21 protein-coding genes and 1 pseudogene are annotated in these 25,193 nt (G+C 56.5%); 10 read left to right on the top strand and 12 right to left on the bottom strand.

Going from position 1 to position 25,193, the window contains the following annotated elements:
* Positions 1–10: 10 nt before the first annotated feature.
* Positions 11–1,480, top strand: coding sequence for a hypothetical protein (locus AB1L30_RS24730; RefSeq protein ID WP_367016988.1), 1,470 nt, complete (start codon positions 11–13; stop codon positions 1,478–1,480).
* A 255-nt stretch (positions 1,481–1,735) separates the two neighbouring features.
* Positions 1,736–1,966, top strand: coding sequence for a carbon storage regulator (locus tag AB1L30_RS24725; protein WP_367016986.1), 231 nt, complete (start codon positions 1,736–1,738; stop codon positions 1,964–1,966).
* A gap of 10 nt (positions 1,967–1,976) precedes the next feature.
* Here the strand turns inward: AB1L30_RS24725 and AB1L30_RS24720 are convergent, their stop codons facing one another.
* The 3 genes from AB1L30_RS24720 to AB1L30_RS24710 all read right to left on the bottom strand — a co-directional run bounded on the left by AB1L30_RS24720 (position 1,977) and on the right by AB1L30_RS24710 (position 4,956).
* Positions 1,977–2,864, bottom strand: coding sequence for a hypothetical protein (locus AB1L30_RS24720; protein ID WP_367016984.1), 888 nt, complete (start codon positions 2,862–2,864; stop codon positions 1,977–1,979).
* Positions 2,865–3,122: 258 nt separating this feature from the next.
* Positions 3,123–4,001, bottom strand: a complete 879-nt coding sequence (murB, locus tag AB1L30_RS24715) for a UDP-N-acetylmuramate dehydrogenase (RefSeq protein WP_367016982.1) — start codon at positions 3,999–4,001, stop codon at positions 3,123–3,125.
* 160 nt (positions 4,002–4,161) lie between these two features.
* The gene (locus tag AB1L30_RS24710; RefSeq protein WP_367016981.1) at positions 4,162–4,956 is read right to left on the bottom strand and encodes a YkgJ family cysteine cluster protein; all 795 of its coding nucleotides are present in this window, start codon (positions 4,954–4,956) and stop codon (positions 4,162–4,164) included.
* 286 nt (positions 4,957–5,242) lie between these two features.
* On the opposite strand from AB1L30_RS24710, the gene AB1L30_RS24705 reads away from it, so the two are divergent.
* On the top strand, positions 5,243–6,430 hold the full coding sequence (locus AB1L30_RS24705; RefSeq protein WP_367016979.1) for a CinA family nicotinamide mononucleotide deamidase-related protein: 1,188 nt from the start codon (positions 5,243–5,245) through the stop codon (positions 6,428–6,430).
* Here AB1L30_RS24705 and aat read toward each other — a convergent pair.
* Positions 6,427–7,113, bottom strand: a complete 687-nt coding sequence (aat, locus tag AB1L30_RS24700; RefSeq protein WP_367016977.1) for a leucyl/phenylalanyl-tRNA--protein transferase — start codon at positions 7,111–7,113, stop codon at positions 6,427–6,429. The two genes, AB1L30_RS24705 and aat, sit on opposite strands and share 4 nt — an antisense overlap.
* Positions 7,114–7,411: 298 nt before the next feature.
* Here aat and dnaG point away from each other — a divergent pair, with 298 nt between their 5' ends.
* From dnaG to AB1L30_RS24670, 6 genes and pseudogenes are all read left to right on the top strand, one after another.
* A complete protein-coding gene (gene dnaG, locus AB1L30_RS24695; protein ID WP_367016975.1) occupies positions 7,412–9,268 on the top strand; it encodes a DNA primase in 1,857 nt (618 codons plus the stop codon).
* Positions 9,269–9,370: 102 nt separating this feature from the next.
* Entirely contained in the window at positions 9,371–11,044 is a 1,674-nt protein-coding gene (locus tag AB1L30_RS24690) for a sigma-70 family RNA polymerase sigma factor (RefSeq protein ID WP_367016974.1), read from the top strand.
* 173 nt (positions 11,045–11,217) lie between these two features.
* Complete coding sequence (locus AB1L30_RS24685) at positions 11,218–11,931, top strand: phospholipase (protein WP_367016972.1); 714 nt, start codon at positions 11,218–11,220, stop codon at positions 11,929–11,931.
* Between the two features lie 191 nt (positions 11,932–12,122).
* Positions 12,123–12,608: a transcription elongation factor GreA gene (greA, locus tag AB1L30_RS24680; RefSeq protein ID WP_367017881.1), complete on the top strand. Its 486-nt coding sequence runs from the start codon at positions 12,123–12,125 to the stop codon at positions 12,606–12,608.
* A 135-nt stretch (positions 12,609–12,743) separates the two neighbouring features.
* A pseudogene (locus AB1L30_RS24675) lies at positions 12,744–13,643 on the top strand (PmoA family protein); the annotation flags it as partial.
* Positions 13,644–13,786: 143 nt separating this feature from the next.
* Positions 13,787–14,518, top strand: coding sequence for a hypothetical protein (locus tag AB1L30_RS24670; RefSeq protein ID WP_367017905.1), 732 nt, complete (start codon positions 13,787–13,789; stop codon positions 14,516–14,518).
* 87 nt (positions 14,519–14,605) lie between these two features.
* Here the strand turns inward: AB1L30_RS24670 and AB1L30_RS24665 are convergent, their stop codons facing one another.
* The 5 genes from AB1L30_RS24665 to AB1L30_RS24645 form a co-directional block, all read right to left on the bottom strand.
* Complete coding sequence (locus AB1L30_RS24665; protein WP_367016970.1) at positions 14,606–17,824, bottom strand: efflux RND transporter permease subunit; 3,219 nt, start codon at positions 17,822–17,824, stop codon at positions 14,606–14,608.
* An 18-nt stretch (positions 17,825–17,842) separates the two neighbouring features.
* The gene (locus tag AB1L30_RS24660; RefSeq protein WP_367016969.1) at positions 17,843–19,180 is read right to left on the bottom strand and encodes an efflux RND transporter periplasmic adaptor subunit; all 1,338 of its coding nucleotides are present in this window, start codon (positions 19,178–19,180) and stop codon (positions 17,843–17,845) included.
* 152 nt (positions 19,181–19,332) lie between these two features.
* Entirely contained in the window at positions 19,333–19,641 is a 309-nt protein-coding gene (locus AB1L30_RS24655) for a DUF167 domain-containing protein (RefSeq protein WP_367016967.1), read from the bottom strand.
* A complete protein-coding gene (locus tag AB1L30_RS24650; RefSeq protein ID WP_367016965.1) occupies positions 19,628–20,329 on the bottom strand; it encodes a YggS family pyridoxal phosphate-dependent enzyme in 702 nt (233 codons plus the stop codon). Before AB1L30_RS24650 ends, AB1L30_RS24655 begins: the two co-directional genes overlap by 14 nt.
* Before the next feature lie 15 nt (positions 20,330–20,344).
* Complete coding sequence (locus AB1L30_RS24645) at positions 20,345–22,147, bottom strand: hypothetical protein (protein ID WP_367016964.1); 1,803 nt, start codon at positions 22,145–22,147, stop codon at positions 20,345–20,347.
* A gap of 144 nt (positions 22,148–22,291) precedes the next feature.
* On the opposite strand from AB1L30_RS24645, the gene AB1L30_RS24640 reads away from it, so the two are divergent.
* A complete protein-coding gene (locus AB1L30_RS24640; RefSeq protein ID WP_367016962.1) occupies positions 22,292–23,227 on the top strand; it encodes a YdjY domain-containing protein in 936 nt (311 codons plus the stop codon).
* Here AB1L30_RS24640 and AB1L30_RS24635 read toward each other — a convergent pair.
* From AB1L30_RS24635 to AB1L30_RS24625, 3 genes are all read right to left on the bottom strand, one after another.
* A complete protein-coding gene (locus AB1L30_RS24635; RefSeq protein WP_367016960.1) occupies positions 23,207–23,656 on the bottom strand; it encodes a hypothetical protein in 450 nt (149 codons plus the stop codon). The two genes, AB1L30_RS24640 and AB1L30_RS24635, sit on opposite strands and share 21 nt — an antisense overlap.
* Before the next feature lie 27 nt (positions 23,657–23,683).
* Positions 23,684–24,529 (bottom strand): hydrogen peroxide-dependent heme synthase, encoded by an 846-nt coding sequence (gene hemQ / locus AB1L30_RS24630; RefSeq protein WP_367016958.1) that lies wholly within the window; start codon positions 24,527–24,529, stop codon positions 23,684–23,686.
* 173 nt (positions 24,530–24,702) lie between these two features.
* Positions 24,703–25,176: a hypothetical protein gene (locus AB1L30_RS24625; RefSeq protein ID WP_367016956.1), complete on the bottom strand. Its 474-nt coding sequence runs from the start codon at positions 25,174–25,176 to the stop codon at positions 24,703–24,705.
* Positions 25,177–25,193 lie beyond the last annotated feature (17 nt).

Raw genomic sequence — 25,193 nt, 5'->3', positions numbered from 1 at the left:
GGGGATCGCCATGATTCGATATACAACGTTTGCTCTGATGATGGTTTTGCTCGGTACCACCGTGGGTTTCGCCCAGGAAAGCGAGCAGGAAAAGTACTACAAGATCACGCCGCTTCCGATTCCGGAAGGTGTCGTGCTGGAAGTTGGCGCACTAGAGATGATGCCGGACGGTAAGTTGGCGGTTGCCACGCGTCGCGGCGATATCTACATGGTCTCGAATCCGAAGGCCAGTTCGCCAGAGACCGATACCAAGTTCACGCTGTTCGCTCATGGTCTGCACGAAGTGCTTGGCCTCGCTTATCGCGATGGCTGGCTCTACGTGACGCAGCGAACCGATGTCTCGCGGATTCGCGATACCAACGGTGATGGCGAAGCAGATGAATTCGAGATCGTCTCGGATCGCTGGGGCGTGTCGGGTGACTATCACGAATACGCCTTCGGTTCGCGCTTCGATCAGGGAGGGAACATCTGGGTCACGCTTTGCTTGACCGGTTCGTTCTCGAGTCAGGTTCCATTTCGCGGCTGGTGTATGCGTGTGAACGAAGACGGCACCACCGTGGCGACAACGAGTGGTGTGCGTAGCCCTGGTGGTATCGGCATGAACGCCGCCGGCGATGTGTTCTATACCGATAACCAAGGTCCCTGGAACGGTACCTGTGGTTTAAAGCATTTGGTGCCCGGCAAGTTCGTCGGTCACCCAGGCGGCAACGATTGGTACAAGCTCGCACCAGAGATGGGCGATCGCCCACAAGATCCGGAAAGCAACAGTCGCTTCCATGTCGAAGCAAAGAAGATCCCTGAGTACATGCCTGCTGCTGTTCTGTTCCCTTACGACAAGATGGGGAAGTCGGCCAGTGGTGTCGACTACGATCGATCGGAAGGCAAGTTCGGGCCATTCGCCGGCCAGATGATGGTGGGCGATCAGTCGCACAGCACCGTGATGCGTGTCGTTATGGAAGAAGTGAATGGCCGCTACCAAGGGGCGTGCATTCCGTTCCTGAAGGACATCGGCTCCGGCACCTTGCCAATCTGGATGACCGAAGATGGCAACCTGTTTGTCGGTGGTACCAACCGTGGTTGGGGATCACGCGGCAGCAAGCCGTTCTCGTTGGAACGGATCAACTGGACCGGCGTCGTTCCATTCGACTTGCTGAATGTAACAGCGAATCCCGATGGCTTCACCGTCCATTTCACGAAGCCAATCGATGCTGCCTCCGCCACGGCCGCCGATGCGATCGTCGCCGAGACCTATACCTATATCTATCAGTCGAGCTACGGTAGCCCTGAGGTCGACCATACCAAGCCGGCAGTGACCCAAGTCGAAGTCGCTCCGGATAAGAAGTCGCTGAAAATCACCTTAGATAAAGTCCAGGAAGGGCACGTTCACGAAATCCATTTCCCGGGAATTCGCAACGAGAATGGTGAGCCGCTCTGGCATGACGTGCTGTACTACACCATGAATCAGATACCAAGCGAATGACTGTTTGTATTAACGTTCGTCAATAAGCTTGCAGCAGAAAGTTGACTATTTTGCGGAAAATGTCACCCTGATTTCATTTTGTTTGTAGTAAACCGCATGGAGATTTTTATACTCGCGGTTAGAACGAACGGACATGGTTTCTGTCTGACGTTCTGCCGCAACCTGACTAGCATCGTGTAACCGAAAACGACCGGAAGCGAGGTGAGATTCATCTCGCTGATATATTTCTTAGTTAAGGTCTTGGGCAGGGACGCTATGTTAGTCTTAAGTCGACGCGTTGGTGAAAGAATCGAGATTGGCGACGGCATCACGGTCGTCGTGTTGCGTGTCACGGGAAAAGCGGTGCGAGTCGGAATTGAAGCACCCCAGAGTGTGGCAATTCGACGCACAGAGATTCCGGAGAACAGCAGTTGGAATCAAGTGCCCGATGGGAAGGCAGGCGACACCAGCTATCTCTCCTCCGATTCATCGCAGCGTATTAGATGAGCAGTTTGCTCTAGCGGCGTACCGGGCCAGTGCCGGTCAATGCTCGACCTGCCGTTCGTAGATCGAGTGCTGGGCTGGCGTTGTTGTCGGAGATGGCCGACTCAGCTGCTTTCTGCAGCATCACCTGAACTTTGTGGTTCGCCAGCGTCTCTTGCGGCAGTTCTTGGCCTGGGGGACTTCCCCAAATGATGCGGGTGGTGTCGGATTCTAATTCGTAGTGCCGACCGCCATCTTCTTTGACGACGATTCGGTTCAACTTCAATTCGCTCCAGTGACCTACCAGCAAACTGGCGATCGAGGCCGCTTCGGCAACGCGTGGGTCGTCCCATTTCATCCCGGCTTCGACCATCGGTCGCTTCAGATCGATATGGATGCGTGGGTAGCGATCGGTTGCTTGAATTCGAGGAAAGTCGCCCGTTGGCAATACGGTTCCTTCGACGTCGACCGGGATCAGGCCGCGGCTAACAGTACCAGCTTCCACGTATTCGACTTCCACCATGGCGACCGGCCGACGGTATTCGAGTTCGACCAAGACCTTGGCCGGGTATTGCTTGACGACTTTATGCACCTGACGCACCCAGGGGTGGGCCGTGAAGGTGGCGGCAATCTTCGAGGTCAGCTCGCGATCGCGAAGATCGAGTTGCTCCGGCAGTGACGCTTCTTCGACAGAGTCGGACAGGACGTTCGACTGAATCCATGCCGGCGGCGTGGTGATCAGAATGTCGCTTGGCGACAGCAGGAATTCTTCCCGGGCAGCGAACTGGTCGGCATAGTGATTCCAGCCGGCGACCATCACAAGCACGAAGGCCGCAATGATTGCGACGCACAGCAAGAACTGTCGCGCGGCAGGGGAACCCAAGCTCAACAAACCCGATCGGGTTTGATCGCTGCGACTCACTGGATACATCCTTGTAAAAGTTGGCCCGTCCATGGCATGCCGGCGGCAAAGCGGCCAGCATGGCGAAGAGCATAATGAATCTTTCGATTCCAATAAACGCGTCTCCACACGTTTTATGGAAATCGACAATTGCCCATGATTCGAGATCGGCTCATCTTAACGGGCAACTTGATTGCGGTTCGCGAAACTTGTCTTACGGCGGAAAGCCCACCGATGTTCCGCTCTTCCTGGTGGTTGCTCGTAAGAGTGGTGCCGCTGCTACCAGATGGTTAGCTGGCACTTCAGATCCATGCCACTGACTTCCTTCACACGGCTTTGAACGAGTTCGGCTAACCGGCGAACATCGCTGGCGGTTGCTTCTGGGCTGGCGATGACGAAATTGGCATGTTCGCCGCAGATTTCGGCCCCGCCGACCTTGGTGCCCTTCAGCCCCGATTGCTCGATCACCGAGCTGGCAGAAAGCCCTTGTGGGTCGAAGAACATGTAACCGACCGCGTCCGATCCGCCTGGCTGCGAAGCCTTCTGGACGATCCAGAACTTTTGCATGCGGCGGGTCAGTTCCTGCGAGTCCGCTGGGTCCAGCTCGAACACGGCGCTTAGAATCACTAGTTCATCCAAGCTGCTCTGGCGATAGGTGAACTGCAGATCGCTGGCGGTGCGGGTCTGCACTTCGCCAGTGCGGGTCATCACCTTGGCTTCGACCGTCCGCTGACCAATGTCGACGCCATTCGCCCCGGCATTGCCATGCAGGGCACCACCGACGGTGCCAGGAATACCAGCCAAAGCTTCCAGACCGGCCAGACCTGCTCCGACGGACGTGCTGACGACATGGGAAAGCTTGGCACCACCGCCGACGGTGACACGGTTGCCGTCAACTTCGATCCCGCTGAAGACGGGATGGCTCAGGTGAATCACCATGCCCGGAACGCCGTCGTCGCTGACCAGCAAGTTCGAGCCGCCACCCAGCACGCGACACGGAATATCGTTTTCGCGGCACCGTTTGACGACGGAAGCAAGTTCTTCGATGGTCGTAGGTTCGGCGAAATATTCTGCGCTTCCACCCAGTTTCAGCCAGGTGTATTGTGCCAAAGGTTCATCCGTGCGAACGAAGTGCTCGAAGCCAGCGGTAAATTCCATAGGTCAATCGTTCCCGAAAAGTTCGCATTCCCGGGCAAAACCGTGCCGAGCGGGAAGCGAGTCGATCCTGTCTCCATCCGTCATTCGACGGCAATTCCCTCTACGGTACCAGCTTCGATTTCGGTTTGACAACCTGGGATAGGCAAACCCAGGATGAGGATTATCTCAATTGCGACTCTCGGCGACGTAAGTGATATGGTCGAACGACCATATTTCGTCTGGGGGGCGAGTGGGCTTCGGTGCAGATGGCATCGCGGAAGATATCTTCGCGGTCAAAGAATCGTTGCAGCGCTTGAGTGTCGTGAAGCACGGTCAGGACAGCCGAGTTAAGCTCGTAAAGGTTGCCGTCGTAGCCATTTTCGACGAGCACACGTTGCAATCCCCCCGAGATTCCGCCGGTTGCCTGGATCGATACCAGGTCCAGCGGAGCCGATCCGGACAGATCGCCCGTTTCCGCAGCATGGATGGCGTCGTCGCAGGCCTGACGATCGGTGGAGAAGACGCCAGAGCAGATCACAGGTCGGGCCGCATAAATCTGGCAATGTCCCTTGGAATTCAGCATGCCGCACGCCACCGGTCGCTGTGGAAGTTGCCCTTTGATCTGAGCTCGTCGGATTTCGGTGCTCCGTTTGAGACGCGTTTCGATCTTCGCCAGATCTTCTGGGCTGACACACATCCGCAGGAACTCGCTTGCAGCGATAGCTTCGACCCCGGTGACGTCGACCTGGGCCGAGAGGCAGCAACTGGCACAGCCGGCTCCACATTCTCGCTGCGAGGCTTGAGGCGAGCTCTGGATGAACTCTTGTTGCAATTCCCGTAGGTCATCAATCCAGTCGAGACCTTCTCGCTTCCGTTTTAGAAGTCGCTGGACCACGTCACGAGCTTCGCGCGCAGCGGTATAAAACGTTTGAGTAACGGTCGGTGCATTGGCAGTCGCGGAGGAGTTTGATGGCATGATCAGGTTGCGCCCGAGCGAGGTAGGAACACCGGCATTGGAACATACCGCAAAGTTGGGGAAGGTGTCCCCTTCCGGCTCATCGGCTAAATGAATGCACCTGAAAGCGTAACTCGTTGTTATCTCAAGGGAATTCGCGGTTCCCCACTTCGACCTATGACGCTTGATACTCCTCTATCGAATTGGCAAAGTTTCGGGGTCGTGTCGAAGTGGCAATGTTGGGGTATCGTAGAGAGAAGAAGCACTCGCTTCGCCGCAAACGCACTCAGGAAGGATCAAACCCAGAATGATCGCAGAGATCTTGGCCATCGGTGACGAACTAACGAGCGGACAGCGACTGGACACCAACACTCAGTGGCTTAGTCAGCAATTAGAGGCTCTGGGGATCGAGGTGCTGTTTCACACCACGGTCGGCGACGATCTGGAAGCCAATATCCAAGTTTTCAAAACGGCCCTCTCGCGAGCTAACCTGGTGATAGCGACCGGAGGCCTTGGCCCAACCGACGACGATCTTACACGGCAAGCGTTGGCGAACGCGACCAGTACCCATTTGAAGCTGGATGCCGACAGTCTCGAGCATATCCAGCGTCGGTTCTCGATGCGGGGGCGTGAAATGCCACCGAAGAATCAAATCCAGGCCATGTTTCCGGAAGGAAGCCGCGTAATCTTCAATCCCAACGGAACGGCCCCTGGGATCGATCTCGATTACAGCGTGGGTATGCATCACTCCCGATTTATCGCATTACCGGGTGTGCCAGCAGAAATGAAGGAGATGTGGACCGCTACCGTCGCACCTTCGTTGGCAGGGCAGGGGACCGCGAAGAAGGTGATCCGTCATCATGTCGTCAAATGCTTCGGGGTTGGCGAGAGCCACATGGAGTCACTGCTGCCTGACTTGATCAAACGTGGACGCGAACCCCGTGTCGGGATTACGGTGCACCAGGCCACCATCTCGCTCCGAATCACCGCCACCGGGACCGAGGCGAGCCAATGCGAGGCGGCCATTGCTGATACGGTCAAGCAAATTCATGCGGCGGTCGGGGATCTGGTCTTCGGAGAAGGGGACGAGGAACTGCACGACGTGATCGTGCGTGACTTGCTCGCTCAAGGAAAGAAGGTCGCCACGGTCGAGTCGTCGACCTCGGGGCTGCTCGCTTTCTGGCTGGGGGCAGTCGACGACCAGCGACAGGTGTTCATCGGTGGGCAGATTAAGCCTCCCAGCGAGCTCACCACGCAGGAAGCAGTCGAGAAGGCTGCCGCAGCAATCCGTCAGCAAACCGGGGCCGATTACGGGTTGGCCCTAGGGACGTTCTGCGAGGCGGATTCGTCGGACGACTACTTTGTCGCCCTGGCAAGTGCCGAAGGTGTCGAGTCAAAAGCCAGCGGTCTGGCGGGGCATCCTGAGATCTGGGGCCCCCGCATGGCGAAGCAGGGCCTCGATCTGCTTCGCAAGAAACTGATCGCCAAGGCTTAGTCGCCGAAATATTTGATTTCGGAAAGTTCTTCGCCAAACGTCACCGGCAAGTCGACAACCGAGCCAAGCAGTCGCAGGTAATCGCTCCGATCGATCTCGATGGCCCCCATGCTGCCGGTGTGTTCGGTCCATTGTTGGATGTCGAAAAGCTTGTAGCCGCGCTGGTTCAAATGCGACAGCAGCGCGGTCAGTGCGACTTTCGAGGCGTCGCGAACCGTGTGGAACATCGATTCACCGGCAAACACGCCGCCGATCGCGACGCCGTAAATTCCCCCGACCAATTGGTCCTCTTGCCATACCTCGACGCTGTGCGCGTGCCCCTCTGCATGCAGCTTGCAGTACGCCTTGATCATCGCCGGCGAGATCCAGGTACCATCTTTTTCGTGTCTCGGCAGCGAGCACCCCTTCATCACGTCGCGAAATGCTCTATCGCAAGTGACTTGAAATTTGCCGCTGCGGATGGTCCGCTTCAATCGACTGCTGACATACAACCCATTCAGAGGGATGATTGCCCGGGGATCGAGCGAGAACCAGGTCATAGGCATCCAGTCGCCCCACATCGGCCACGGAAAAATTCCATGGCGATAGGCATCTAAAAGCCACTCAGAAGTCAGTCGGCCGCCGACCAGAACGAGGTCGTTTTCGTCGGCTTGTTCGGCAGGAGGAAAAAAACGGGAAGCCAAATTTGTGCTCTGCTACGCCTTTTAAGGCAGGGAAAAAAAGGGATGCTACTTCGCGAAATCCCTGGAAATCGATATTGTAGAAGATATCTGCTAGCGTGAAACCAAAAGGTTGTCGGCAGACGTCAATGCGAACTTGACCTAAAAATGCGATATGGGCTAAATTGCTCCCACGTGCTACGGAAGGCACGGCCCAGAACGCGAATGTTGGGTTACGTGAAGGTTGCTAGGAAGCGGCCTGAACGCCGACTGTTCTCGGGCCAAAGGGTTCCCGAATTTCCCTGGAAGGATTTCCAAGCGGGTGGCATTTCTCCCTGACAACGACGTGAAAGAACAAGTGCGTGTCGCATCCGACATTGTGGATGTGCTCGGTACGTACTTGAACCTGCGACGGCAGGGACGCGGCTACGTCGCTTTGTGCCCATGGCACGACGATAGCCGACCAAGCTTTCAGGTCAATCCGCAACGCCAATCTTGGCGCTGCTGGGTCTGTGGAATTGGTGGCGACGTTTTCAGCTTTGTCATGCGTCGCGAATCGATCGAATTCCGCGAAGCACTGGAACTGCTGGCCGAACGAGCCAATATCGCCCTGCCATCGGCCGGCCCGGTCGCTCCGGCCGGAAGCCCCAACGATAAAAAGTTTCAATACAACGCGTTGGCCTGGGCCGAGCGAACGTTCCACGAACTGCTGCTGAACGATCCGATTGCGGACGAAGCCCGTCGTTATTTGCACGATCGCGGGATTACCAAGGAAGCGATTTATCGGTTTCACCTTGGATTTTCGCCGAACGACTGGCAGTGGCTCTGCAACAAATCGATTCAAAGTGCCTATAACCATCCCGTTCTGGAAAATGTCGGACTGATCGGCAAGTCGCAAGCTGGCCGTATGTACGATCGTTTCAAGGGACGCGTGATTTTCCCGATTCGTGACGTGCAAAGCCGTCCGATCGCGTTTGGTGGACGCATTCTGCCGGCATACGCCGACGAAAAATCGGCCAAGTATGTCAACTCGCCTGAAACACGGCTCTTCTCGAAGAGCGACAACGTTTACGCTTTGGACCTGGCTCGCGATCACATCACCAACAGCAAGAAGGTGGTGGTCGTGGAAGGTTACACGGACGTGATTGCCCTGCACGAAGCTGGCGTCAAGAACGCCGTTGCCGTGCTGGGAACTGCCCTCGGGCCACGCCATATTCAACTGCTTCGCCGTTATGCCGACACCGTTTACCTGGTGCTCGATGGAGACGAAGCTGGCCAGAAGCGTACCAGCGAAGTCCTCGAGCTGTTCATCGCTCAGCAGGTCGACTTACGAATTACGACCCTTCCCGACAACCTCGACCCTTGTGACTTCGTACAGAAGTATGGTGCCGATGGATTTCGTAGCCACCTCGACAAGTCGGTCGACGCCCTGGAACACAAGATTCGGATCGCCACCGCCGGAATCAATCTGGCCAACGATCTGCATAGTGCTAACGATGCCCTGGAAGACGTGTTGAACACGTTGGCCAAGGCACCCAACCTGGCGGCGGAAGCGTCGTCGGAAGTCCGTCTTCGCGAACACCAGTTTCTGGCACGGATTGCTCGCCAGTTTCAGGTCGCTGAATCGGAGCTACGGACACGGCTGTCTGCTTTGCGAAAAGCGGCCAGCACTAAAACTTACCCGGCAAATCAAGAAGAAATGCCGGCCAACCCGGGCACGATTTATCGGATCAGCACGCTCGACAACTGGGACCGCACCCTGATCGAGTTGATGTTGGCGTTGCCCGAAACGGTGGAATGGTGCCTGGACGAGATCGGTCCGGATGAATTGATCAGCGAAGGTGCCAAAGCCATCTACAAAGTCATCCGATCCCGCAGCGAAGCGCACCTGGATTGTGCGTTTCCGGGGATCCTCGACTCGATCGACAACGAATCGTTGCGATTCCTGCTGATCGAGCTCGACGAGTCGGCTTCCAACCGAGGATTCGGGGATGCCGACCAGGAACTGAAACGTATCGTCGAGGCGTACCGCCGCCGACACGAAGAGCGTATGGAAGGACAGCAAGTCGCTTCCATGCAGCAACAATCGCTATCGAAAGAGGATGAGCTCGACATTCTCCAACAGATCATCGAGCAGAATCGAAACCGCCAGGGTATTTCCTTTCCCACGGATGGGTAGAGGATACCGCTTGACGTCGCCAATGATCGGTTTGACCCGCATCTCGATCACCGGCGTAAATGACCAAATGGAATTTTATGGGAAGGCAAGGAGGTCTTCACTATGGAATTTGCTGATCAAGAATTGGCCGTACTTTTGGAAAAAGGCAAGTCGCAAGGTTGGTTGACTTATGATGAAGTCAACAACTATCTGCCCGACGAAGCTCAAGGCAGCGAGAAACTCGATTCGCTGCTGACCGAACTGGAAAACCGCGGTATCGAACTGGTTACCGATCCTCCCGAAGATGATTTCGACGACGCCCCAGCCTCGAAGGCTCCTTCCGCTCGCGAATTCGCGGAAGCTTTGGACGAAGATGGCGGATCGGAAAGCTTCACTACTGAAGAAATCACCAAGAGCAGCGACGATCCGATCCGGATGTACCTGTCTCAGATGGCCTCGATTCCTCTGCTTTCCCGCGCAGAAGAAATCGCCCTGGCCAAGAAGATTGAAATCACCCGCAAGCAGTTCCGCCGCCTGGTTCTGGGTTGCGACTTCGCACTTCGGCACACGGTTGAGATCCTGGAAAAGGTCCACCGTGGCGAACTCCCTTTCGATCGTACGATCAAGGTTTCGTTGACCGAAAACCTGACCAAGGAACAAATCCAAGGTCGCATGCCGCACAACTTGAAGACGTTGCGGGTCATGCTGGAACAAAATCGTCGTGACTTCCAACGACTGCTTCGCAAGAGCACCCCTCGCGAAGAACGAATCGCCGCTCGCAAGCGATTCATTCGCCGCCGTCAGAAGTGCCTGCAATTGGTTGAAGAGTTGTCGCTGCGTACCCGTCGCGTTCAGCCCGTGATGGCTCAACTGGAAGACTTCGCCGATCGGATGGAAGAAATCCGAGCACGTCTTGATCTCATCCGCGATATCCCAGCGGCCAAAGACGAACGTGCCAACCTCCGCAAAGAACTTCGCGACCTGATGCTGCTGACGCTGGAAAGCCCACGCAGCCTGCGGACTCGCTGCAACAAGTTCCGCAAGCAGTTCGATCAGTACGAAGGCGTCAAGCGAGAACTTTCCAGCGGCAACCTCCGCCTGGTGGTCTCGATCGCCAAGAAGTACCGCAACCGCGGCTTGAGCTTCTTGGACCTGATCCAGGAAGGCAACACCGGCCTGATGCGTGCGGTCGACAAGTACGAATATCGCCGTGGCTTCAAGTTCTCGACCTATGCGACCTGGTGGATTCGTCAGGCCATTACCCGAGCCATCGCCGATCAGGCACGTACGATCCGTATTCCAGTGCACATGATCGACGTCTTGTCGAAGCTGCGAAACATCCAGAAGCGCCTGCTGCAGGAACTTCGCCGCGAACCAACCATGGAAGAAATCTCGCGTTATAGCGAGATCCCGGTTGAAGAAGTTCGCCGCGTGATGGACATCGGTCGTCACCCGGTCAGCCTCGACCGTCCGATCGGCGAAAGCGAAGACAGTTCGTTCGGCGAGTTCATCGAAGATGGCCACGAAGAAACCCCGATCCGCAAGGCTTCCAACGAAATCCTGCGAGACAAGATCGGTGGCCTGCTGAAGACGCTGACCTACCGCGAACGTGAAATCATCAAGCTGCGTTACGGCCTTCAGGACGGGTACACCTATACCCTGGAAGAAGTTGGCCGCATCTTTAAGGTGACCCGCGAACGTGTCCGCCAGATCGAAGCCAAAGCGGTTCGCAAGCTGCAACATCCAGTTCGCAGCCAGCAATTGGCCGGCTTCCTGCACACGGCCGAGGCGGCGTAGCCCCCAGAACTTGTGGATTGAGTGAACCTGGAAAGCACGGGCTTTGTCACCAAGGCCCGTGCTTTTTTATTTGCCCGGTGGGGTAAAATGCATTGGTGGCGTGTGCTAAACCCTTGCCTACTGCTAAATTGTGGGGAGAAGCCTTTTCGTGTTGTCCCCTGAATGGATTGATTATGTCCCAACGACCCTATAGCGAAGTTCTGCAGGAACTTCACCGAATCCACCGCCAGTTGAGCGATCTGCGAAGTCGCTTGGCTCGCTGTCCGATTCGTATCACAGCGGCCGAAAACCGCGTGGTTGCTGCGGAACAGGTCGTGGTGGACGTCAAAGAGTCGATCAAAAACACGAAAATGACGGCCGATCGCAAGCAACTGCAGCTTCGCGAAAGCGAAAGCAAGATCGGTGTGATTGAAGGAAAGCTGAACGCCGCCAACACGAACGAAGAATTCCAGATCTTCAAAGAACAAATCGCCGCGGCCCAGATGGCCAACAGCGTGATGTCGGACGAGATTCTCGAGGCCCTCGAGAAAGTCGACCAGTTGGAAGTCAAATTGACCGAGGCGGACAAAGGTGTTCTGAACGCCAAAGAGGACCTGGCCAAAATCCAGAATGAAGTCAATCAACAACGGGGCGTCATGGAGACCGAACTGGCCCGCGTGCTCGAGATCCTGGAAGGGGTTGAGAAGGACGTTCCGCCAGATATTCGCCAAGATTACAAGCGTGTGGTCAAGGCTCGCGGTGAAGAAGCCCTCGCTTCGGTGGTTAACAATTACTGCACCCAGTGCAATGTGCAACTTCGGATTCAAACCGTCAGCGATTTGAAGCTGGGCCGACCGGTCTTCTGCTCATCGTGCGGGGCGCTGTTGTACCTGATCGATACAATCTAAGATCAAATCGTGATGCTAATCATGGTTCTTTTTCACCCCCTTGCGCGATTGTGCTAGCTGTGGGGTGAAGCTGGCTTTACAAACGCATCACGTTTCAATAACAATAAAAGTAACCAATTCAACAAGAACGACATGCGGCCTGTCCCAGGTCGCGTTTTTTTTTCAGCTAGGGAGTTCCTGACATGTCGAGCATGGCCGATAGAATGCCCATGTCCCGCAAAGGCTACGATAAGCTCAAGGCCGAATTGCAGCATCTCGAAGACGTCGAAATGCCAGCAATCACTGAGAAGGTGGCCAATGCACGTGCCGAAGGGGACCTCAAAGAAAACGCCGAGTATCATGGCTCGCGCGAAACCCAAGGTATGATTCAGGCCAAGATCAACCTGATCAAATCGAAGCTGAGCAAAGCTTATATCGTTGATCCTTCTTCGGTCGACAAGTCGGTCGTCAGCTTCTTCGCGACGGTCACCGTTCGCGACGTTGATATGGACGAAGAAGAAGTCTACTCGCTGGTTGGCTCTGGCGAAGAAGACTTCATGAACAACAAGATCCTCGTCGACAGCCCGATGGCTCAACAGTTGATCGGCAAGAAGGTTGGCGACGTCGTCTCGATCGCCGCCCCGAAGGGTACTTACGATCTGGAAGTGCTGAAGATCGAATACAACTTCGACGAATAATCGGTCGAACGATTCATAGCCCAAAACATTAGCGGCCTTGCCTCGACGGCGAGGCCGTTTTTGTTTGAGTCACCGTAGTCTGCCCGGTACGCTGAAGGCTCCTACCCTTCATCCCACCTCGCCGGGAGCCTCTTCATGCTACGCGTACTTGTTGTTGGTTTCGCCCTGGTTCTTTTTTCTGGATCGATATCCGCAGCGGATGAAACGCTGCCAGGGGCCAAACCGGTCCCGACGATGCAGGTCCTGCCACTGCCGCACGATCAAGTCTCGATCACGCGCGACGGTCGCGAGTTGCTGCGATATCACTACGCAGCCGGTTTGCATTGTCCATTCATCTATCCCGTCGTAGGGCCGGCCGGGCGAAGCTTGACGAGGATGGGACACCCGCACGATCCCAACGGGCACAGTCATCACAACTCGGTCTGGCTGACCCATCACGACATCAACGGCGTCAACTTTTGGACCGATCGCTCGCCTGGGAAGATTCGCCACGAGAAAGTTGGCAAGTTCGTCGACGGCGATCAGGCCCAGTTTCAGATGATCAACGCCTGGGTCGATACCGACAGCCAGCAAAAGCTTCTGGAGGAAGTTCGCGCGATGACGGTGATCCCGCTCGAAGGGGAGCAGTGGCTGCTGGTGATCGATTAGCGGCTGCAGGCAACCGTCGATCAGGTCACGTTCGGCGACACGCCGTTCGGGCCATTAGGGGTACGCATGGCGAAGACGATCGGCGTGACTGATGGTGGTGGGACGATCCGCAACAGCGAGGGACACGTCGACGAGAAAGAAGTCTTTCGGAAACCGGCCCGCTGGGTCGACTATTCCGGGCCGATTGACTCGAACACGATCGAAGGGATCACCCTCATGAATCACCCCCGAAATCCAGCATTCATGGCACCGTTTCATGTCCGCAACGATGGCTGGATGGGGGCGACGATGTCTTACGAGAAGCCACTTACGCTCAAAAAGGGGGAGGCGGTTTCCTTGCGATATGGCCTTTGGGTTCATGCGGGGCTGCCATCTTTGAAAAAATTGAGCAAGCTTTTCAGATGTACGTCGAATTGCCGTTATTGCCCGAGGATCAGAATCCGCGATAATCGACCCCAATCAGGGGAGCACTCATCGTGGCATCGTTGTTGGGGCCATGTTGAATCATTATCGAGAAGGAGTTTGCATCGATGGCGAGCGATCAATTTAGCGTCGAAGAGCCGAAGAAGTCGGGCGGTGGGTGTACCACGGTCATCATCGGTTGTCTGGTTTTCAGTCTGGTTCTGGCCGCCATCGTGTGCGGCGTTGGCTATTACGTCTACTTAAATGCCACGACGATGGTCGCGAACTTCATGGAGAGCCAGGCCAACGAATTGATCGACAGCTCGGATCTGCCGGATGGGCAGAAGCAAGAGATGAAGCAGCAGATCTCGCGTGTGGCCAAAGGGTACCGCGATGGTGAAGTCTCGCTGGAACAGGTCGGCCAGATCGGCGAGAAGCTCGCCAAGTCGCCTGCGTTCACCGCCATTCCGATCGAAGTCGCCCGGAGCAAATACATTCTGCCGTCCGGTTTGACCGAAGAGCAGAAGGCAGAAACCACGAAGGAACTGCAGCGTGTCGCGCATGGCATGTTCGAGAAGAAAATCACCGAAGACGAACTGAAGACCCTGCTCGACGGTCGTATTGCCGATCTCGATGCGGAAGGGGAACTTCAGTTCCGCGACAGCGTATCGGACGAAGAACTGCTGAGCCTGAGCGAAGCTGCCAAGAAGCTGGCCGACGAAAAGGGCATTGCAGACGAAGACTTCAAGATCGATCTGGCCGCCGAGTTGAAGAAGGCGATCGACGAAGTCCTGAAGGGGCACTCGGACGAAGTCGGCGACATCAACATCGACATGCCAGGCGAAGAAGCACCGATGTAAGCGTTGCTTCCAATCGAAAACGAATGAAGGCCAGCATATTAAATCGCTGGCCTTCTTTTATGCGCGGTAACGATGCTTGAAGGGTGATTAGCTGGCGGCCGCTGCTTTCTTATCAGCGTTGAAGTATGCCAGGCTATAGGCGACTGGAATCACGACCAGCGTCAGAATGGTGGCGAAGGCCAGGCCGAAGATCACGGCCCCGGTCAACGGTTGCCAGAATTCGGCCCCGCCGCTGAGGTTCAACAGCAGAGGCAACAGACCACCAATCGTCGTCACGGTGGTCAGCATCACGGGGCGAAGGCGATTGATGCCTGCTTCGACAATGGCATCGCGGACACGAAGTCCACGCTGGCGACCTTGATTAATGAAGTCGACCACCACGATCGCATCGTTCACGACGATCCCCGTCAAGCTGACCAGCCCGATAAACGTCGCCAGGCTGAAGGGGAAGTCGCACAGGAACATTCCAGCAACGACGCCGACAAAGCTGAGTGGCACCGTCAGCATGACAATGCCTGCCTGACGGAAGCTGCCAAATTGATAGACCAGAATCGCAAAGATCAAGATCACCGCGATCGCCATCGATGCGGTCAGGTAATTCATATTCTTCGCGGTCTCTTCGCTTTCGCCAGTGAACTCGGCACGCAGGCCTTCCGACGGAGTGCCGACCGTTCCAATGAATGCCATATCCATGAAGCTGATCGAATCGTTGGCGGGACGGAATCCCATGGCGGGCAGAATCTCTTCCCGTAGCCGCGTGAAGATTTTCTCGGTATCGGGATTCTCGATCACGTCGCACTTCGCCATGACGGCTCGTTTGCGGTCGTAACGATTCACGGCGAATAAACTGGTCGCTCGATCAAGCCGGGCCAGTTGGCCGATCGTCGCCTTTTTACCGGTGGGGCTGGTGAGCATGATCCGTTCGAGCTGATCCTTCGATGCGCGATAGTCATCCATCGCCTGAAGACGCAGCGTGACGTCTTCGTCGCCAAGGTTCAGCTCGATGGTCGTGTCGCCGTTGATCGCCGTTTGAATGGCCTGGGCGACTTGCATCTCCGACATGCCGAACATACCGACCACTTCGGGGAAGGGCTCGACGATGATTTCAGGGTTGAGATTTCGATAGTCGGTCTTCACGTCGACTGCCCCAGGGATTTGACTCATCTGGGCGGTCGTGGTTTCCGCCACGAAGCCAAGTTGTTCGAGGTTGTCGCCGGTGAAACGAACCGCCACCTTGGCTCCCCCAGGCGGGCCTTCTTCGACTTCGTTGATGGTGTAAGTCATCCCAGGAAACTTCTTTACGTTCTCGTCGAAACGTTCCCGTAATTCCGCGAGGATGACCCGTTCGTGTCGATCGCGGTCCAGCGGCGAGAGAAGTTCCACCATCACGGTGCCGAACTCGGGTCCCACGGCCGGGTCGTTTTCCAGGCGACTTGCCAGCCCTTCGGAAGAACCGAGGGCCGAGACGAAGTTGACCAGTTCGCTGTTGGGGCGAGAGCCCAGTTCGCGGAGCGGTCCTTGAATGGCATCCGCCGCGGCAATCGTTTGGTGAATGCTGCTTCCCAGAGGAAGTTCGTATTTCACTTCAAACTGGCCACGGTCGCTGGGCGGGAAGAACTCTTTCTCGACGTGCACCATCATGAAGCCAGCCCAAACCAACGCCAGGATCGTACAGCCGACGACAGCCCAGCGAGTCTCAAGGCTCCACTTCAACACGTAGATGTACATCTTGGTGAAGAAGCCAAGGTTCGGACGAATGCGAATCTCGGCGTCGTCATCTTCACGGGAAAGCGTTTCATGAACGGTTTTATCTGGGACGACTTCGCTCGCCTTGCGGCGTCCATACCAGCGAGCGGCGACAACAGGGATGAAGAAGTGATCGACCAGCACACTGCCCAGCAGTGACACGCTGACGACCTGCGGCATCACACGCATGAAGTCGCCCATGATGCCAGGCACCAGCATCATCGGCAAAAAGGCGGCGACCGTCGTCAGGTCGGCCATGATGACCGGCGTGCCGACTTCCTCGATCCCGATTTTGGCGGCATCGACCGGGTCTTCGCCTCGTTCGATATGTCGGTGAATGTTTTCCGCGACGATGATCGCTCCGTCCACCACCATCCCCAGCACCAGGATGAAGGCGAAGATCACCATGTTCGAGACCGGGATTCCCATCGTATACAGCGAGATCAATCCGACTGCCGAGCTAAGCGGAATAGCCGTGAGAACCAGCAGCGAAATTCGCAGACCCATGCTCCAGGCCAGGATCACCAGCACCAGCATCGCTCCGAAGACAAAGCTCGAACCGAGCACGCGGAACATGATCGAGATTTCCGCCGAGGTGTCTCGCGTCACGCGAAACTTGATATTCGGATACTGGGGACGAAGTTCGTCGATCTTCTCTTTGACCGCGATCGCCGCGGCCAGCGTGTTGATGTCGGCCTCTTTGTTGACGATGATCGTCGCGCACGACTCGCCATCCAGCAGGGCAACGTTCTTCAGACGGCGATACGAATCGTTCACTTCGGCGACGTCGCCGATCTTGATGACCTTGCCATTGGCCTGGCTGACAATCGCGTCACGAATATCTTCAACGCCACGGAACTGGGTTTCATTACGCACGCGGAAGTCGAACGTGCCGGTATCGAGTTCGCCGGCAGGCATCTCGGCATGAAAGTTGGCAAGCGCCTGGCGGAAGTCGCCGAGGGTCAATCCATACTCGGCCGCCAGATCGACGTTCACGTTGACGTGCAGTTCTCGTTCGCGTCCTCCGAAGAGCTGCGTGTTCGAGATGCCAGGGATGGTTTCGAGTTCTTCTTGAACTTCTTCGGCCAGCGTTTTCAGCGAAGCTTCGTCGAAGCCAGGGGGCGCGGTCATGTTGACCAACATCAACGGTGTGTTCTCGAAGTCGATGTCGGTGACCGAAGGTTGAACTTCCCGCGCCACCGGCAGTTCGCGGCGGATCTCGTCGACCAGGTCCTTCACCTCGCCGCGAGCCAGGTCGGGATCGACGCCATCAAGGAAGATGATCTGCGTTACGCTTGAACCACGCATGCTGGTCGAGGCAATGAAGTCGACGTTCTTTAGCTTCTGCAGTGCGTCTTCGACCTTGCTGGTGATCTGCTCTTCAACTTCGATCGGCTGGGCACCTGGGTAGGGGACCGCGACCAGCACGACCGCCTTCGAGATCGCAGGCGTTCGTTGCACCGGAATGTTCAAGGCGACCATCACTACGGCCACCAGAACGATGATCGTGCAGACGATCACGAAACGAGGTTGTTCAATCGCACCGGCACTAAGTTTCATCGTGGTGAGTTCCCTTCACTACTTTCCGGAACGATCGGTCTGAAGCCGGGAGACCTCGGTCATCGGCCCCATGTCGCTGCCTGGCGAAGCCGCTTCACTAACTTCATCGGCCCCTCCGATGACTTCCAGCGGACGCCCTTCCACCAGGCGATGCTGACCTTGAACGACCAGCAAATGCATGTCGCCGGGCAGTTCTGGCAAGATGAAATAGCGGCCCTGTTCGATGTAGGAAGGAATCTCGAACCGGTGGGCGATGTAGTTGGGAACTTCCGCAATTTCGGTACCGACGAACTCGACTGGCGTCGTGCCGTTTTGCGGTGGGATCGCCGCGAAGAATAGGTTGGCGGTACGATCGTTGAAGACGACGCTTTCAACCGGAACGCGGTAGCCCTCGATCTCGCGGATCACGAAGTCTGCTTTGCCGACGATCCCTGGCTTGAGCAGGTGATCTTGGTTGTCCAATAGCACTTCGACTTCAAACAATCCGTTGCGGTCGTTGACGGTCTCGGCAATACGATAGACGCTTCCATGCAGCACGACTCCTTGTTCCATGTTCGACGAGGAATCGAACCGTCGGACATCCACGCGAAAGTCGCTCGTTGGATCGGGCATGCCGGCGGTCGTGTCGCCAGTCTTTTGCCGCCGCGTTACATTGAATCGCTTCTGCATCGCCACGATGCGTGATTCTGGCACACCGACGGTCAGCAGGACTTTGTCGACCTGGACCAGTTCGAAGGCGGCCTGATGCATGTTGATCGATTCGCCAGCGTTGACCATCCGAGCGGATACGACACCATCGACGGGCGAAGTGAGTGAAGCGTTTTCAAGGTTCTTCTCAGCAATGTCTCGCATTGCCTTGGCGACGGCCAGCATCTGCGTGGCTTGCTGGAAGGCGGTTTGCGTCACGGCACCAGGGCTGCGCTGCTGCAGGTTCGATAGCCGCTGGAATTCGGTTTCGGCGTTTTCGAGATTCGCGTTGGCTTCCTCGCGGCGAGCTACCAGGATCCGGGTATCGAGTTGGGCAAGTACCTGACCTGCTTTAACGCGATCACCAACATCCAGCGGTCGACCATGTTCGTTTTTCGCCAGGGTGGCGATTTCGCCTGCTTGTTGGAAGGCGAGCGAAAACTTCTCGAGCGGCTCGATCGTCCCGGCATAGCTGTCGAGGATTTCGATCGGCTCTTTGACCAGTGGCAGAACGGTGACCGGAGCCAAGGTCTCGGGAATGGGAGATTCGCTCGTGGACTCAGTCTTCTGGCTACTAAAATCGTTGCGTCCACCACTGACGTACATCACAGCCAGGGCAAAGATGGTGACGACGATAAGTCCGATGAATTTACCTACCCGTCGCTTCATGGGTTTACTGCACAAGTTATTGAAAAGATTAGATTTGCCATCGGTGGGCCATACGCCTTTCGATGCGCGAAATTCGACGATTAGGGAGCTAATCAGATCCTATGACAACCCTGGGGGAGCGGCAAGGTGATTTGGACGGATTGTCCATTCAATTATCCTTCGACACCGCACATCCTCAACAGTTGCAACACATTTTCCGGAGACAGGTCGCGAATCAGGAGCTTCTTATGCGACGCCGTCTCCCCGGAAATGATCTCGAGTTGAGACCCCTTGAGTCTCCAGGTCTTTCGCAAAAAAGCCATAATCGCCTTGTTGGCTTTCCCTTTCTCGGCAACCTCGGTCACACACACTTTCAGGGCCCCGTTCTGAAAGCCACGCAGCTCCGTCTTGCGAGAGCCAGGCTGAGCCTTCAGATCGAGGAGGCTTCCTTCGGGATGGGCGACAAGGTTAATGTCCACCATCGAGACCCTCCAACAAGCTCGAGCCAACACGTACCATCGTGGCTCCTTCGCGGATCGCCAGATCGAAGTCGTGGCTCATGCCCATCGAGAGCTGCTCGAGCGAGATCTCGTCGGGGCAATTTGCCTGAAGCCGATCACGGAGCTGTCGCAGCGCCGCAAAATCTTGCTGGGCCTGATCCCGCCCACCTTCCAGCGAAGCCATCCCCATCAAACCAACGATCTTCAGGTTCGACAACGCGGCAATTTGTCGCAGTGCTGGTTCGATCTCGTCGGGGGCGAAGCCATGCTTGGCGCTGTCACCAGAAATATTGACTTCGATCAATGTCGCCAAAGGCTCTGGCTTGTCCCAGTCTTCGTTGGCCGCTTGCAGTAATCGTAGGCTATCGCCGGAATGCAAAACCGAAAGCAGCGGAATGGTGCGTTTGGTCTTGTTGCGCTGAAGATGCCCGATCATGTGCCAGCGAGGCGATTGAGCCTGCATCGCTTCGGCTTTGTTCCACAGCAGTTGCGGACGACTTTCGCCGAGGTCGTGACAGCCAAGGTCAAACAGGGCCTGAGTTGTTTCCAGGTCGACATACTTGGTCACGCCGATCAGGCAGATGTCGGCCGTGCTGCGTCCCGATGCCGCGGCTGCCTCGGCAATGGCGGCTCGGACGCGGTCGAGGTTTTCGCGAAGTCGCGTGTCCATGGGGTTACCGTGCGATCAAGTGGCTTCCACTTCCAGCAGTTTTTCGATGTCGCCATTCTCGTCGAAGCGAGCGACCAGCGATTCCGAAATCAGGTTCACACCCAGGAAGGTGCGGCTCGCCTTGGAGGTCATCGAACGATAGAAGCACCAATGGCCACTCCCCGTTTCAACACGATAGGCAACCGCGCGATCTCGTGGCTGAATGACCAGCTTTTCGGCCACCGTCAATTGACGCCAGGTAAGCGGCTTCCCTTGGCTCTTCTTGGCCAGGTCAAAGAACAGCGGAGCGACCATGGCGACGCCACTGCCGTTCTGTCGCAGCGTCAGCTTGCCATCGACCACACCGAACTTGCCAAGGACCGAATCGCTTTTCCACTCATTGATGCCGACCGGCAGGATGGTCATCTTCGACTGCGGAAGGCTGACTTGCACTTCGTTCGTTTCGTCCGCTTGCTCGAAAGAGGCGGTCGATGGAAACGGCAGTTTCGCTTCATACTCGATTCGCTTCGCCGGCTTTTCGAGCATGACGGTGTCCATCGCCCAGAGGAAATGATCCTCGCGGCCCAGGAACACCAAACGTTGCAGGCGAACGTCTTCGGTCCAGTTTTGTTCTAGTTCCAGGTAATCGCCGTCGTCGTCGTACTGCCAGCCGACTTGCTCCCATGGGCCGGTCGGTGCCAGTTCGGTGCCGTCGACTTTGATCGATGTCTCCCAGGCTCCACTGAGGACCTGATCTTCACGCGACTCCAGTTCGACGATCAGCGGTTCCAGATCGTGACGAACCGTCAGGCGTGGACTGCTGCGATGCCAATCGGGACGAAGGTAGGCAAACTGCGACCAGGCCGACTCGTACGCAGGGAAGGGGAGGTGGAAGCCGTTCCCTTTGCCCTTTCCTTTCGGCAGCGTGAATTCGGCGATCGCTTCGTCTTCGTCATCTTCCCCTTCCATCAAGGCGGTCTTGAGGAAGTGACGGTTGTAAGCACTCGAAATTCCGTGACTTAGCGTCAAGGTTCCGTCGGCACGCGTCAGACGAAGGCAGTGACGAATCATCCACTGATACTGCGTGAAGGCATCGTTCGACAGACGCAGACCATCGGCTCGCTTGATCATCACCAGCGAACGGGTCCAGCAGGCCAGCAAGGCTCGCATGTGCAGCAGTTGATCGACCTTCAGCAGGCCTTCGCCATCGGTCAGGGCCTGCATCCCCTCGTCCAGGATCCGCGTGGCAGGTTTGCCAAGCTGGCGGCAGGCCTTCAGTTCCGGGAAGAGGTAAGCCAAGGTCAGCGGCAGTTCGCCTGCCAGACCTTGCTCGAAAATCTTGTTTTCAAAGTTGGTTGCCGCGGCATCGTTGGCATGGCTAACCAGCACGTCGAGCGTCTTCCACCACAGCGAATCGCTCAGCACGGCGGCGAGATTCGGCAGGGCGTGGCACCAGGCCAGCAGTTCCAGCACCAGGTTCCGTTCGGCAATTCGACGATCGAGATCTTCCAGCCACGACTCGAGTTCGCCTGAGATCTTGGCACTTGGACGTGTTCGTCCCGATGCGATTTCCCCCAGCGTTTCCAGCAGAGGAAAGGTGCGGGCATCAATGGCGTCGTCGGCGAAGAAAGCCCACGCCAGCGGAGACGTCTTCTTGCCAGAGACCAGGGTCTGTAGCGGCGCGACCGTTTCTCGCTTCTTGAGGTAACCCTTCCATGCTTCCCAGTCTTCGAGACTCACGCCGTAGGCGGCTCCCTTGGCCAGCTTGGCCCATTCGGGAAGTTTCGATTTGACAGTGGCTTGGTCGTCCTTGCTGCTCGGGCTGGTTTCCGTGGCCATGGCTTCCATCAAGCGAGAGTTTGTTAGAATGTCGTCCAGCCGTGACGCTCCCCCAATGGGGCCTGTCACGCGAGATAGATCATCTTAGCAATGTGGGCAGACTTTGACGCCCCCCTCGTATTCCTTTTTCCACCGAGTTTTGCCATGGATATGACTTGCCGTACCAATCGCAACGTCTGTGGGTTTCTTCTGGCCTTTTTGCTGCTCGGTTGCTTACCGGTAACCGCGATTTGGGCCCAAGACGGGGACGAAAAAAGCGAGCCTGCTCAGCCTGCCGAACCAACTGTGGAGAAGGAAAACACCGAGCAGCCGAAGGGTTCTATCCGGAAGCTGATGCCCAACATGCCGGTTTGGATCGATACCAAACGCAAAATGGTGATCATGGATGGCGAGATCTGCCTGCGAAAGGGCTCGCTGGAAATGTTTGCCTGCCTGCGGGGCACGAAGGAACACGAGTCGATCGTCGCCGTGGCCGCGGATGCCTATGTGGTGCATGCCGCACTGCTGGCCGTTGGGGCGAAGCAAGGCAAGCCGGTTCAGTTCGATCCGGATTACAAGGCACCTTCTGGCGAAGTGGTCGACGTCTACGTTCAGTGGAAGGATGCCGACGGCAAGCTGATGACACGCCGTGCTCAAGACTGGGTGCGAGACGAACGAACCCAGAAGATGATGAGCTACGACTGGGTGTTTCCTGGCAGCTATTTCTGGAAAGACGTGACAATCGAAGCGGTGCAGAAGGCTCGTGAAGAAGGGATCGACCCTGACACGCTGCCTGGCAAGATGGTCTATGCAGCGGAAGGTGGCGAACTGATCTGCGTCAGCAACTTCAAGTCGTCGATGCTAGACGTTCCGGTTCAGAGCACCGACGCCAACAACAATCTTTGGTTCAAGGCGTACACGGAGAACATTCCGGCTGAAGGAACCAAGGTTCGGCTCTTCCTGGTCCCCAACGCCCAGAAGACCAAGCGTGGTCCACAAACGCCGGAAAGCGAGAAGAAGGAAGGCGAAGAGAAGCCCGCCGCGGATCCAGCGAATCCGATGCTGGAACTGCCTGACTTCTCAATCGAAACCGAGGAGTAAGTAACCGGCGACGGTTCCGACCAGAATGGCCAGCGTTAATAGCGCGAGCCAGAACGAAATGTGAACCAGCCATTGTCCGCGGCTGGTCATTCGCCCGAGGCGAATCGCTTTCTGATCGTTGGCGGCAAATACCAAGGTTGGCAAGGCAAGCAGCCAGCCGACCAGCCAGCCAAAGAAACCCAACGCGACGCCGATGTCTCCCCACACGAAGCCGAGCATCGGCATGGCACTGGCAGTCAGGCCCAGCAATGCCATGATGATCAGCAAGATTCCGGTCGATCTGCTGACCGTCTCGTACGCCCCGCGATAATCGGCTGGGGCGTGAACGTCCGCTTCTTCTCCGACGGCCACATCTTCCGCGAACGGGTTCTCGCCTTCCGATAGATCGGGTGGACGAATGTCGTCGAGCTTCAACGGGCGATTGGCCATCGGAAACCTGCCAGGGAAAAGGAAAGCTTACAGGATGCGGCAATGCTTCAGCATTTCTTCCGCGGTGCTGACATAGCTGGTGTAAAACGGACCAAACTCAGCATACCGGGCACTCGCTTCGTCGAAACGCATTTTGTAGACGATGTCTTTCAGGTACTCCGGGTTGCGAGCCCACAGAGTGACGCCCCATTCCCAGTCGTCCAAGCCGACGCTGACGGTGATCAACTGCGAAACCTTCCCGGCGAACTGCATCCCGCTTTGGGCATGTTCGGCCATCAACGCGTTACGAGCGGAGAATGGCATCAGGAACCAGTTTTCACCCACCTTCCGTTTCTTGTTCATCGGATAGAAGCAAGTCGCAGGGTACGGAGGGAAATCAGGCGTCAGCCGTTGATTGTTCATCATCGGCAAACGTTTGGCGTAGGCGTTGACCTTGGCTTCGTACGAAGGGGAGTCTTTCTCTTCCCCTTCACGGACCAGGCGTTCGGCATATTGTTCAATCGACGGGACGTACTCCGAGATTTCGGTCATCGATACGAACGAGTATGTCGGCTGGAGTGCGGCACCCAGTTGGGTTGCCATCAGCTTCTGATGAACCGAATCGATCACCAGCGGATCAGGGTCCATCAGCATCAAGGAGAAGTCAGCCTTGTGGCCACTGACAATCGAAACCTGAAGACGTTGAGGATTGCCTTCCGCTTCCGGATTAAGGATCGCGATGATTTCCTGAGCGGCAGTTGCCAGTTCTTCTGGGGTAAAGCCGGTCAGCAGCGCTCGGTCGAAGGTGTAATAAAAGTGGCTGCAGTGCCAGCCTTCGGTTGGAATGATCGAGGGCTCTGGAAGTGGGGCGGAACCGGGGCGGCCGTGGCTCATGAAAACTACTTCTCGCAAAGGTTCAATGGAATTCGATTGGAAAGACTCAGTCTATCAAATCGAAACGAACCAACGAAGTAGTGCCCGGTCTCACGCAAAAAGGCGGAAGAAATGGCCCTCGCAGCCAGCAAGTCGGCGAATGAGCCAAAGCTGATTGCGGCGGGCCAGGCAATTTATGACCGAGGCTTGCCTTTCGGGGCTGCCGCATCGTCGAGATCACGGCAGACCCGCTCGAACGACTCGCGAGTCAGGTGAATCTCTTCGCTTTCGCGACCTGTGCCGGTCGTTTTGTAACGCTGAATAGAAATGCCTTTGCTGTCAACGTTCATCTCGTAATAGCGTCGCGAGTCGCCATCCTGAGTTGGCTTTTGCGACCTGATTTGAATCTGGCTTTCGGCCGGATCGCGTTCGATGATCGCCAACGGTTCCAGCAGATAGTCGACACGGCGAACCAGGTTTTCCGCGACGTCGCTCGCCCCTTCATGGCTTTTTGCCTCGTTGAAACGGTAATCGATTTGACGTGTCGAGACGCCGACGCGTTCGACCGTCAGGTCTGTCGCTGTGACCTTTCCCTGGTTTAGCGCCGTCTCGAACTTCCTGTTCGGCGCCGGATGGTTATCCAAGCGTTGCCTTATGTCCTGGGTCATCGTTGGGCCTCCTTTTG

The organism is Bremerella sp. JC817 (assembly GCF_040718835.1).
GTDB lineage: Bacteria > Planctomycetota > Planctomycetia > Pirellulales > Pirellulaceae > Bremerella.
Note: the sequence above shows the minus strand (reverse complement) of the source record. Positions and strands in the feature narration are given on the sequence as shown.